The sequence below is a fragment of the Streptococcus mitis genome, assembly GCF_013305725.1.
GTDB classification, from domain to species: domain Bacteria; phylum Bacillota; class Bacilli; order Lactobacillales; family Streptococcaceae; genus Streptococcus; species Streptococcus mitis_BO.
On the sequence record NZ_CP047883.1, the window covers coordinates 838,250 to 850,802 of the forward strand.

11 protein-coding genes are annotated in these 12,553 nt (G+C 42.6%); all 11 read left to right on the forward strand.

Annotated features, from left to right (window positions below):
* Position 1: 1 nt before the first annotated feature.
* The 11 genes from M594_RS04150 to leuC all read left to right on the forward strand — a co-directional run bounded on the left by M594_RS04150 (position 2) and on the right by leuC (position 12,552).
* Positions 2-730, forward strand: a complete 729-nt coding sequence (locus tag M594_RS04150) for a metallophosphoesterase family protein (protein ID WP_173876052.1) — start codon at positions 2-4, stop codon at positions 728-730.
* 78 nt (positions 731-808) lie between these two features.
* On the forward strand, positions 809-2,632 hold the full coding sequence (gene lepA, locus M594_RS04155; protein WP_001047207.1) for a translation elongation factor 4: 1,824 nt from the start codon (positions 809-811) through the stop codon (positions 2,630-2,632).
* 138 nt (positions 2,633-2,770) lie between these two features.
* On the forward strand, positions 2,771-3,619 hold the full coding sequence (gene dprA, locus M594_RS04160; RefSeq protein ID WP_173876053.1) for a DNA-processing protein DprA: 849 nt from the start codon (positions 2,771-2,773) through the stop codon (positions 3,617-3,619).
* 223 nt (positions 3,620-3,842) lie between these two features.
* On the forward strand, positions 3,843-5,930 hold the full coding sequence (gene topA / locus M594_RS04165) for a type I DNA topoisomerase (RefSeq protein ID WP_173876054.1): 2,088 nt from the start codon (positions 3,843-3,845) through the stop codon (positions 5,928-5,930).
* 256 nt (positions 5,931-6,186) lie between these two features.
* Entirely contained in the window at positions 6,187-6,546 is a 360-nt protein-coding gene (locus tag M594_RS04170; protein WP_050083961.1) for a YbaN family protein, read from the forward strand.
* 92 nt (positions 6,547-6,638) lie between these two features.
* Positions 6,639-7,271 (forward strand): copper homeostasis protein CutC, encoded by a 633-nt coding sequence (locus tag M594_RS04175; RefSeq protein ID WP_173876055.1) that lies wholly within the window; start codon positions 6,639-6,641, stop codon positions 7,269-7,271.
* A 43-nt stretch (positions 7,272-7,314) separates the two neighbouring features.
* On the forward strand, positions 7,315-7,971 hold the full coding sequence (locus tag M594_RS04180; protein ID WP_125443158.1) for an MmcQ/YjbR family DNA-binding protein: 657 nt from the start codon (positions 7,315-7,317) through the stop codon (positions 7,969-7,971).
* A gap of 315 nt (positions 7,972-8,286) precedes the next feature.
* Positions 8,287-9,849, forward strand: coding sequence for a 2-isopropylmalate synthase (locus M594_RS04185; protein WP_173876056.1), 1,563 nt, complete (start codon positions 8,287-8,289; stop codon positions 9,847-9,849).
* A gap of 13 nt (positions 9,850-9,862) precedes the next feature.
* Positions 9,863-10,900 (forward strand): 3-isopropylmalate dehydrogenase, encoded by a 1,038-nt coding sequence (leuB, locus tag M594_RS04190; protein ID WP_173876057.1) that lies wholly within the window; start codon positions 9,863-9,865, stop codon positions 10,898-10,900.
* Positions 10,897-11,166, forward strand: a complete 270-nt coding sequence (locus M594_RS04195) for a DUF1294 domain-containing protein (protein WP_084924267.1) — start codon at positions 10,897-10,899, stop codon at positions 11,164-11,166. The genes leuB and M594_RS04195 overlap by 4 nt, the downstream gene beginning before the upstream one ends.
* A gap of 3 nt (positions 11,167-11,169) precedes the next feature.
* A complete protein-coding gene (gene leuC, locus M594_RS04200; protein ID WP_084924269.1) occupies positions 11,170-12,552 on the forward strand; it encodes a 3-isopropylmalate dehydratase large subunit in 1,383 nt (460 codons plus the stop codon).
* Position 12,553: the final 1 nt, after the last annotated feature.

Consider the following 12,553-nt stretch of genomic DNA (forward strand, 5'->3'; position numbering starts at 1 on the left):
GATGACAGACTATTATGTAATTGGAGATGTTCACGGAAAAGCTGGGATGCTGGAAGACCTTCTCAAAACATGGGATGGTCAGACCCAGTTGCTCTTTCTAGGGGATTTGATTGACCGTGGTGAAGATAGTCGCCGTGTCCTTGAAATGGTCAAGGACTTGGTCGATAATCAAGGGGCAATCTGTTTGTCAGGAAACCACGAGTATATGTTTCTGACTTGGCTCGATAACCCAGAAGAAAGTTATGACCATTATCGTCGCAATGGTGGAGATACAACCATTAACTCTATCCTAGGTCGTCCCTTGGATGCACCAGTTGATGGGGTAGAAGATGCCAAGCGGGTTACCACTGAAGCGGCAGACTTGGTCGAATTTATTCGTCAAATGCCGTTTGTGGTAGAGACAGATAAGTATATCTTTGTTCACGCAGGTATTGATTTGACCTTAGACGACTGGCATGAAACCACAGATTACAAGAAAGTCTGGCTTAGAAAACCATTCCACGAAGCCGAAAATCATACTGGGAAAACTATTGTCTTTGGTCACACACCAGTTTATGGTTTGTTGAATCAAGATCGAGGTACAGCTGAGCTTTGGACTACAGAAGATGGCAAGATTGGGATGGACGGAGGAGCTGTCTATGGTGGTGTCCTTCACGGGATTGTCTTTACAGACCAAGGAATGACAGAACACCACTTTATCGAAAATGACGGCTTTGTCGCTGAAGATTAGTACTCCTAACAGGGTATGGTCTTGTCAAAATGTCAAAAACAATTTATAATAAATAGATACCCTGAAAGGAAGAGAATCATGAACTTAGAAGAATTGAAAAAACGACAGGAGAAGATCCGGAACTTCTCTATTATCGCCCATATTGACCACGGGAAATCAACTTTAGCAGACCGCATTTTGGAAAAGACAGAGACAGTATCTAGTCGTGAAATGCAGGCCCAACTTCTGGATAGTATGGACCTTGAGCGTGAACGTGGGATTACCATTAAACTCAATGCTATCGAGCTGAATTATACTGCAAAAGATGGGGAAACTTATATTTTCCACTTGATTGACACGCCGGGGCACGTAGACTTTACCTATGAAGTGTCACGTTCGCTAGCTGCCTGTGAGGGAGCGATTTTGGTGGTCGATGCTGCCCAAGGGATTGAGGCTCAAACCCTTGCCAACGTTTATCTGGCCTTGGACAATGATTTGGAAATCATGCCAGTCATTAACAAAATTGACCTACCAGCTGCAGATCCTGAGCGCGTGCGTACAGAGATTGAAGATGTGATTGGTTTGGACGCCAGTGAAGCAGTTTTGGCTTCTGCCAAGGCTGGTATTGGTATCGAAGAAATTCTAGAGCAAATTGTAGAAAAAGTACCAGCACCAACGGGTGATGTGACGGCGCCACTTAAGGCCTTGATTTTCGACTCGGTTTACGATGCTTACCGTGGGGTTATTCTTCAAGTGCGTGTCATGGATGGGGTGGTCAAACCTGGTGATAAGATTCAGCTTATGAGCAACGGCAAGACCTTTGATGTGACCGAAGTCGGTATATTTACACCCAAAGCAGTTGGTCGTGATTTCCTTGCGACTGGTGACGTTGGATATATCGCTGCATCTATCAAGACAGTTCAGGATACTCGTGTGGGTGATACCGTTACCTTGGCAACCAATCCTGCGGCAGAGCCATTACATGGTTACAAGCAGATGAATCCTATGGTCTTTGCGGGGCTATATCCTATCGAGTCAAACAAGTACAATGACCTACGTGAAGCCCTTGAAAAATTGCAACTGAATGATGCTAGTCTCCAATTTGAACCAGAAACATCTCAGGCACTTGGATTTGGTTTCCGTTGTGGTTTCCTTGGACTTCTCCATATGGATGTTATCCAAGAACGTTTGGAACGTGAGTTCAACATCGACCTCATCATGACAGCTCCATCCGTTATCTATAAGGTTAATTTGACTGACGGTGAGTCTATGGATGTGTCCAACCCGTCTGAATTCCCAGATCCTACCAAGATTGCGACCATTGAAGAGCCTTATGTTAAGGCGCAAATCATGGTACCACAGGAGTTTGTCGGAGCAGTGATGGAGCTAGCTCAGCGCAAGCGTGGGGACTTTGTGACTATGGACTATATTGATGATAATCGTGTCAATGTTATCTATCAAATTCCACTGGCTGAAATCGTCTTTGACTTCTTTGATAAACTTAAGTCTTCGACACGTGGTTATGCAAGTTTTGACTACGAATTGTCAGAATATCGCCCATCTAAGCTGGTGAAAATGGATATCCTTCTCAATGGAGACAAGGTGGATGCCCTCAGCTTTATCGTTCACAAGGACTTTGCCTACGAACGTGGGAAACTCATCGTTGATAAGCTCAAGAAAATCATTCCTCGCCAACAATTTGAGGTTCCTATCCAAGCAGCAATTGGACACAAGATTGTGGCTCGTACTGATATCAAGGCCCTTCGTAAGAACGTACTTGCTAAATGTTATGGTGGTGACGTTTCTCGTAAACGTAAACTCCTTGAAAAACAAAAAGCTGGTAAGAAACGTATGAAAGCTATCGGATCAGTAGAAGTTCCACAAGAAGCCTTCCTCAGCGTTTTGAGCATGGATGAAGAGTAGAAGTATAAAGAAAAGCATTTTATTGTTGATAGACTTTAAATATCAAACAACAAAGATAAATAAAAGAAGATCAAATGGTCTTCTTTTTTATTTGTTTTACGAATAAATAGATGAGTAGAAAAAGAAATGGAGATATTTATGAAAATCACAAACTATGAAATCTATAAGTTAAAAAAATCAGGTTTGACCAATCAACAGATTTTGAAAGTCCTAGAATACGGTGAAAATGTTGATCAGGAACTTTTGTTAGGTGATATTGCAGATATATCAGGTTGCCGAAATCCAGCCGTTTTTATGGAACGTTATTTTCAGATAGACGATGCGCATTTGGAGAAGGAGTTTCAAAAATTTCCATCTTTCTCTATTTTAGATGACTGTTATCCTTGGGATTTGAGTGAAATATACGATGCACCTGTGCTTTTATTTTACAAGGGAAATCTTGACCTCTTGAAATTTCCTAAAGTAGCAGTTGTGGGGAGTCGTGCTTGTAGCAAACAGGGAGCTAAGTCAGTTGAAAAAGTCATTCAGGGATTGGAAAATGAACTGGTTATCGTCAGTGGATTAGCTAAGGGCATTGATACAGCAGCTCATATGGTAGCTCTTCAGAATGGCGGCAAAACCATTGCAGTGATTGGAACAGGACTAGATGTATTTTATCCAAAAGCCAATAAACGCTTGCAAGACTACATCGGTAATGACCATCTGGTTCTTAGTGAATATGGACCTGGCGAAAAACCTCTGAAATTTCATTTTCCTGCCCGTAATCGCATCATTGCTGGACTTTGCCGTGGTGTGATTGTAGCAGAGGCTAAGATGCGCTCGGGGAGTCTCATTACCTGTGAGCGAGCAATGGAGGAAGGGCGCGATGTCTTTGCTATTCCTGGTAGCATTTTAGATGGACTATCAGACGGTTGCCATCATTTGATTCAAGAAGGGGCAAAATTGGCCACCAGTGGGCAGGATGTTCTTGCAGAATTTGAATTTTAATACTCTTCGAAAATCAAATTCAAACCACGTCAGCTTCACCTTGCCGTACTCAAGTACAGCCTGCGGCTAGCTTCCTAGTTTGCTCTTTGATTTTCATTGACTATAAGAAGAAAGTCCGCTTACTAAACAAACTTTTCTTCTATATATAGGAGCTAAGTCTTGACAGTTATGGCAAAATGGTTTACACTTTATAAAGTTTATTACTTTGAAAAGGTGTGATACTGTGGCTACGGCAACAAAAAAGAAAAAATCAACAGTTAAAAAAAATCTAGTAATCGTGGAGTCGCCTGCTAAGGCTAAGACGATTGAAAAATATCTCGGCAGAAACTACAAGGTTTTAGCCAGTGTCGGGCATATCCGTGATTTGAAGAAATCCAGTATGTCAGTCGATATTGAAAATAATTATGAACCGCAATATATCAATATCCGAGGAAAAGGCCCTCTTATCAATGACTTGAAAAAAGAAGCCAAAAAAGCTAATAAAGTCTTTCTGGCGAGTGACCCGGACCGTGAAGGAGAAGCGATTTCTTGGCATTTGGCTCACATTCTCAACTTGGATGAAAATGATGCCAACCGTGTGGTCTTCAATGAAATCACTAAGGATGCGGTCAAAAATGCTTTTAAAGAACCTCGTAAGATTGATATGGACTTGGTCGATGCTCAACAGGCACGCCGTGTCCTGGACCGCTTGGTAGGGTATTCGATTTCGCCTATTTTGTGGAAGAAGGTCAAGAAGGGCTTGTCAGCAGGTCGCGTTCAGTCTATTGCGCTTAAGTTAATCATTGATCGTGAGAATGAAATCAACGCCTTTCAGCCAGAAGAATACTGGACAATTGATGGTGTCTTTAAAAAGGGAACCAAGCAATTTCAGGCTTCCTTCTATGGAGTGGATGGTAAAAAACTGAAACTGACTAGCAATGATGAGGTCAAGGAAGTCTTGTCTCGTCTGACTAATAAAGACTTTTCAGTGGATCAGGTGGATAAGAAAGAGCGCAAACGCAATGCTCCTTTACCCTATACCACTTCATCTATGCAGATGGATGCGGCCAATAAAATCAATTTCCGTACTCGAAAAACCATGATGGTTGCCCAACAGCTCTATGAAGGAATTAATATCGGTTCTGGTGTTCAAGGTTTGATTACCTATATGCGTACCGATTCGACTCGTATCAGTCCTGTAGCGCAAAATGAAGCAGCAAGTTTCATTACGGACCGTTTTGGTAGCAAGTATTCTAAGCATGGTAGCAAGGTCAAAAATGCATCAGGTGCTCAGGATGCCCATGAGGCTATTCGCCCGTCTAGCGTTTTTAATACACCTGAAAGCATCGCTAAGTATCTGGACAAGGATCAACTCAAGCTTTATACTCTTATTTGGAATCGTTTTGTGGCTAGCCAGATGACAGCTGCTGTCTTTGATACCATGGCTGTTAAATTGTCTCAAAATGGGGTTCAATTTGCTGCTAATGGTAGTCAGGTTAAGTTTGATGGTTATCTTGCCATTTACAATGATTCTGACAAGAATAAGATGTTACCAGATATGGCTGTTGGAGATGTGGTCAAACAGGTCAATAGCAAACCAGAGCAACATTTCACTCAACCGCCTGCTCGCTATTCTGAAGCGACACTGATCAAGACCTTGGAGGAAAATGGGGTTGGACGTCCGTCAACCTACGCACCTACCATTGAAACCATTCAGAAACGTTATTATGTTCGCCTTGTAGCCAAACGTTTTGAACCGACAGAGCTGGGAGAAATTGTCAACAAGCTCATCGTTGAATATTTCCCAGATATCGTAAACGTGACCTTCACAGCTGAAATGGAAGGTAAACTGGATGATGTCGAGGTCGGAAAAGAGCAGTGGCAACGCGTTATTGACGCCTTTTACAAACCATTCTCTAAAGAAGTCGCAAAGGCTGAAGAAGAAATGGAGAAAATCCAAATCAAGGATGAACCAGCTGGATTTGACTGTGAAGTGTGTGGCAGTCCAATGGTCATTAAACTTGGTCGTTTTGGTAAGTTCTACGCTTGTAGCAATTTCCCAGATTGCCGTCATACCCAAGCAATTGTGAAAGAGATTGGTGTTGAGTGTCCAAGTTGTCATCAGGGACAAATCATTGAGCGTAAAACCAAACGTAACCGCCTCTTCTATGGTTGCAATCGCTATCCAGAATGTGAATTTACCTCTTGGGACAAGCCTGTTGGTCGTGACTGTCCAAAATGTGGCAACTTCCTCATGGAGAAAAAAGTCCGCGGTGGTGGCAAGCAGGTTGTTTGTAGCAAAGGCGACTACGAGGAAGAAAAGATTAAATAAGAGGAGTGTCCTGAAAGTTAATTTCAGGCTCTTTTGGTTAGAACTTGACAAAATTCATCATTGTATGCGAAACTAGAAGAAGATTATTTTATACTCAATGAAAATCAAAGAACAAACTAGGAAACTAGCCGCAGGTTGCTCAAAGCACTGCTTTGAGGTTGCAGATAAGACTGACGAAGTCAGGAACCATACCTACGTCAAGGCGACGTTGACGCGGTTTGAAGAGATTTTCGAAGAGTATTAACTAGGAGAAGTTATGCGTCTTATCTATCTAATAATTGGTTTTTTATCACTAGCCTTGGCTATTGTTGGGGTAGTTTTACCCTTGTTGCCCACAACGCCTTTTCTTTTGTTGTCTATTGCTTGTTTCTCTAGAAGTTCCAAGCGCTTCGAAGATTGGCTTTATCATACCAAGCTCTATCAAACATATGTAGCTGATTTTCGGGAGACTAAGTCTATCGCGCGTGAACGTAAAAAAAAGATTATTGTCTCTATCTACATCTTGATGGGAATTTCCATTTATTTTGCACCTCTTTTACCAGTCAAAATCGGTCTGGGTGCTTTGACCATCTTTATCACCTATTATCTCTTCAAGGTCATTCCAGACAAAGAATAGTTAAAATAGTAGTTATTTGCCTTGATAAAATTGAAAGCATATCCACAACAATATGATATAATAAATTTAAAGTAATCTTCAAGGAGAATCAAATGATTTACGAATTTTGTGCTGAAAATGTGACCTTGCTTGAAAAAGCGATACAGGCTGGAGCTCGTCGAATCGAACTCTGTGATAATCTAGCAGTGGGAGGAACAACACCAAGCTATGGAGTGACCAAGGCAGCGGTTGAATTGGCAGCTAACTACGATACGACCATCATGACCATGATTCGTCCACGTGGTGGTGACTTTGTCTATAATGAACTAGAAATTGCAATTATGCTAGAAGACATTCGGTTGACTGCTCAGACTGGAAGTCAAGGGGTTGTATTTGGGGCTTTAACTGCTGATAAGAAGTTGGATAAGCCTAATCTTGAAAAGTTAATTGCTGCATCAAAAGGAATGGAAATTGTCTTCCACATGGCCTTTGATGAATTGAGCGATGAAGATCAACTGGAAGCTATTGACTGGCTCAGTCAAGCTGGAATCACTCGAATCCTGACTCGTGCGGGTGTGTCTGGAGACTCGCTAGAGAAACGCTTTGCTCACTATCACAGAATTTTGGAACATGCTAAAGGTAAGATTGAAATTCTACCAGGTGGGGGGATTGACCTTGACAACCGTCAAACCTTTATCGACCAGCTAGGTGTGACACAATTGCATGGAACCAAGGTTGTCTTTTAAAAAATAGAAAGGAACTGCTAGCTTTTGGTAGCAGTTTTCACTTATGTTTGAAATTTTTAAATCCTATCAATTGAATCAAGAAAAGGCTCATGATTATGGTTTTGTAGAAAATGCGGGAGTCTGGACCTATAGTTGCGAGATTTTGCTGGGTGACTTTGTCATGACTGTATCCATCACTGCTGATAATGTGAGTTTTCAAGTCTTTGACCAGGAGACTGGTGATCTCTATCCTCAAGTCCATATGGAAAGTTTTAAAGGAAGTTTTGTTGCAAGTGTCCGTGAGGCTTGTTTGGAGATTCTTTACCAGATTCGGAAGGCTTGTTTTGAGGTACAGGATTTTATTTGCCCTCAGACTAAGCGAATCATGACTCAAGTTCAGGAACAGTATGGTAATCAGTTGGAGTATTTGTGGGAGAAATCGCCTGATACGGCAGTGTTAAGACACGAAGGCAATAAAAAGTGGTATGCCGTCTTGATGAAAATCTCTTGGGATAAGCTGGAAAAGGGCAGAGAAGACCTAGTGGAAGCAGTCAACCTCAAACATGACCAAGTAGCTGATTTACTTTCAAAAAAGGGCATTTATCCAGCTTTTCATATGAATAAACGTTACTGGATTAGTGTGGCGCTTGATGATACTTTATCAGATGAAGAAGTACTGGAATTTATAGAAAGAAGCTGGAATTTAACCACTAAAAAATGAAACATTTCAAGATTTTTCAAGAACTTTCAATTAGCAAAATATTCTCTACTGAAGAAATTTTCAGAAAATATTGGATTTTTTCTTGACAAGTACTTTTGCCTATGCTAAAATACTAAACAAGATATCAAACGAAGGAGAAAGTCAAACATGAAAACAGCTAAGTTTAATCAATTCGCTTTGTTGTTGAGGTACTCGGGCTAGTGCAAAAAGCATTAGTCCTGTTTGGCTTACCAAGCGGGAGTGAATCAACATCTCGCTTGGATTTCTAAGCGAGATGTTTTTTTAAAAACCACATTTGGAAAAGGGGAAATCTTTATGAGAACAGTTGAATTTCTAGATACCAGCCTTCGGGATGGAGAACAGACACCTGGTGTTAACTTTTCAATCAAGGAAAAACTTGCCATTGCAAGGCAGCTGGAGAAATGGGGTATTTCAGCCATAGAAGCTGGTTTTCCAGCGGCTAGTCCAGACTCATTTACGGCAGTTCAGGAGATTGCTAAGGTCTTAAAGAAAACAGCGATAACTGGTTTGGCACGCTCTGTCAAGTCTGATATTGATGCTTGTTATGAGGCCCTCAAGGACGCCAAGTATCCACAAGTTCACGTTTTTATTGCTACCAGTCCGATTCATCGTAAGTATAAGCTCAATAAGAGCAAGGAAGAGATTTTGGAAGCAATTAGTGAGCATGTTTCCTATGCCTGTTCTAAGTTTGAGGTTGTCGAGTTCTCTCCAGAGGATGCGACCAGAACAGAGTTGGATTTCCTTCTGCAAGTTGTTCAAACAGCGGTTGATGCAGGTGCGTCTTATATCAATATCCCTGATACGGTAGGATTTACTACACCAGAGGAATATGGAGCTATCTTCAAATACTTGATTGAGAATGTCAAGACAGATCGTCAGATTATCTATTCACCTCACTGTCATGATGACCTCGGAATGGCAGTGGCTAATAGCCTTGCTGCTGTCAAGAATGGGGCAGGACGTGTCGAAGGGACTATCAACGGTATTGGGGAGCGAGCTGGCAATGCTGCTTTGGAAGAAATAGCAGTGGCGCTCAATATTCGCCAAGATTACTATCAAGCAGAGACAAGCATTGTCCTAAATGAGACCATCAATACGTCAGAAATGGTTTCTCGCTTCTCAGGAATTCCAGTTCCTAAAAATAAGGCTGTGGTTGGTGGCAATGCCTTTTCTCACGAATCTGGTATTCACCAAGACGGAGTCCTTAAAAATCCTCTTACCTATGAAATCATCACTCCTGAATTGGTCGGTGTCAAGAGTAATAGCCTTCCACTTGGAAAATTGTCAGGACGCCATGCCTTTGTCGAGAAACTAAGAGAATTGGCGCTAGATTTTACAGAAGAGGATATCAAGCCACTCTTTGCTAAGTTCAAGGCGTTAGCGGACAAGAAGCAAGAAATCACAGATGCAGATATTCGTGCTCTGGTAGCTGGAACCATGGTTGAAAATCCAGAAGGCTTCCACTTTGATGATTTACAACTGCAAACTCATGCGGATAATGACATCGAAGCGCTCGTTAGCCTAGCTAATATGGATGGTGAGAAGGTCGAATTTAATGCGACAGGGCAAGGTTCTGTTGAAGCGATCTTTAACGCTATCGATAAGTTCTTTAACCAATCCGTCCGCTTGGTGTCCTATACCATTGATGCTGTGACAGATGGAATTGATGCCCAAGCTCGGGTTTTGGTCACTGTGGAAAACAGAGATACAGAAACCATCTTTAATGCAGCAGGTCTCGATTTCGATGTGTTGAAGGCTTCGGCTATTGCCTACATCAATGCTAATACCTTTGTTCAAAAAGAGAATTCGGGTGAGATGGGACGTAGCGTTTCCTATCGCGATATGCCTAGTGTGTAAAGGAGAGAATACTATGACAAAGAAAATAGTAGCTTTAGCAGGGGATGGAATCGGCCCAGAAATCATGGTGGCTGGGTTAGAGGTTCTGGAAGCTCTAGCTGAAAAAACAGGCTTTGACTATGAAATAGACAAACGACCTTTTGGAGGTGCAGGAATTGATGCAGCAGGCCATCCTTTACCTAGTGAAACCCTCAAAGCATGTAGAGAAGCAGATGCCATTCTCCTAGCGGCTATCGGTAGTCCTCAGTATGATGGAGCAGCGGTTCGGCCTGAACAAGGCTTGCTTGCTCTCCGTAAGGAACTCAATCTTTACGCTAATATTCGCCCTGTAAAAATCTTTGACAGTCTCAAGCATTTGTCACCACTAAAACCAGAACGAATTGCTGGTGTAGACTTTGTCGTGGTGCGTGAGTTGACAGGCGGTATTTACTTTGGAGATCATATCCTTGAAGAGCGCAAAGCGCGTGATATTAACGACTATAGCTACGAGGAAGTGGAGCGGATTATTCGCAAAGCCTTTCAAATTGCAAGAAATCGCAGAAAAATCGTTACTAGTATCGATAAGCAAAATGTTCTAGCGACCTCAAAACTCTGGCGGAAAGTAGCTGAGGAAGTCGCGCAGGATTTCCCAGATATAACCTTGGAGCACCAGCTGGTGGACTCAGCTGCTATGCTTATGATTACCAATCCTGCCAAGTTTGATGTTATTGTGACAGAAAATCTTTTCGGAGATATTCTCTCGGATGAATCAAGCGTTCTATCTGGCACACTTGGAGTTATGCCATCAGCCAGTCATTCTGAAAATGGACCAAGTCTCTATGAACCTATTCACGGTTCAGCACCTGATATTGCAGGTCAAGGAATTGCCAATCCTATTTCCATGATTTTATCAGTGGCTATGATGCTGAGAGACAGCTTTGGACGTTATGAGGATGCAGAGCGTATCGAGCGTGCTGTTGAGACAAGTTTGGCAGCTGGAATTTTAACGAGAGATATAGGAGGACAGGCTTCGACCAAGGAAATGACGGAAGCTATTATTGCAAGGTTATGAAGTTAGACGTAAAAATTACTCTAGTCCTTTTGATTTGGAATGTCATGGTTTTCTTGATTTATGCTATTGACAAATCCAAGGCAAGGAGAAGAGCTTGGCGCATCCCAGAGAAAATCTTACTCATTTTAGCCTTTGTTTGTGGTGGTTTTGGTGCCTGGTTAGCAGGAATCATCTTTCACCACAAGACTCGAAAATGGTATTTTAAAACAGTTTGGTTTCTTGGGATGGTGACCACACTAGTAGCCTTATATGTTATTTGGAGGTAATGGATGGCAGGAAAATCGATTTTTGATAAATTATGGGACCGCCATGTCATCACAGGAGAAGAGGGGCAGCCCCAACTCATGTATGTGGACCAGCACTATATCCACGAGGTGACCAGCCCTCAAGCTTTTCAAGGATTACGAGATGCAGGGCGCAGATTGAGACGACCAGACTTGACATTTGGAACCTTCGACCACAATGTCCCGACAGTCAATATCTACGATATTCGAGATGTCATTTCCAAGGCGCAAATTGATAAGCTAGCTGAAAATGTTGAGGAGTTTGGGATTGAACATGCGGCCCACGGTTCTGAAAAACAGGGAATTGTGCACATGGTGGGACCAGAAACTGGACGGACCCAACCAGGAAAATTCATCGTCTGTGGAGACAGCCATACGGCAACTCACGGTGCTTTTGGAGCAATCGCCTTTGGAATTGGGACCAGTGAGGTCGAACATGTCTTTGCTACCCAGACCCTCTGGCAGGTCAAACCTAAGAAAATGTTGGTGGAATTCACTGGAGTTCCTCAAAAAGGAGTTTATTCCAAGGATTTCATTTTAGCCTTGATTGCCAAGTACGGCGTTGCTTGCGGCGTTGGCTACGTGGTGGAATATCGTGGACAAGCAATTGATGAACTGAGTATGGAAGAGCGCATGACCATCTGCAATATGTCCATCGAGTTTGGATCTAAGATGGGAATCATGAATCCGGATCAAACCACCTATGACTATCTCAAGGGACGAGAATGTGTTCCAGAGGACTTCGAAGAGGCTGTGGCGGATTGGAAAACAATTGTCAGTGATGATGATGCTGTTTACGATAAGGTTATTCATATGGATGTCTCAGACCTTGCTCCTATGGTGACCTGGGGAACCAACCCTGCTATGGGGGTTGACTTTGACAGTAGATTCCCAGAAATTAAGGATATGAATGATGAGCGAGCCTACAATTACATGGACTTGGAGCCTGGTCAAAAGCCAGCAGATATTGAACTAGGTTATATCTTTATCGGCTCTTGTACAAATGCTCGTCTTAGCGATTTGCAACTGGCTGCGCGATTTGTTAAAGGGAAGAAAATTGCTCCTAATCTAACAGCTATTGTGGTTCCAGGCTCTCGTCCTGTCAAACGAGCTGCTGAGAGGTTGGGCTTGGACAAGGTCTTTCTAGATGCTGGCTTTGAGTGGCGAGACCCAGGTTGCTCTATGTGCCTAGGGATGAATCCTGACAAGGTTCCAGATGGTGTCCACTGTGCCTCAACCAGCAATCGAAACTTTGAGGACAGACAAGGATTTGGCGCTAAGACCCATCTCTGCAGTCCAGCCATGGCAGCAGCAGCAGCTATTGCAGGGCGCTTTGTAGATGTTCGGCAAATGCCAGAGGCCCAGTAAG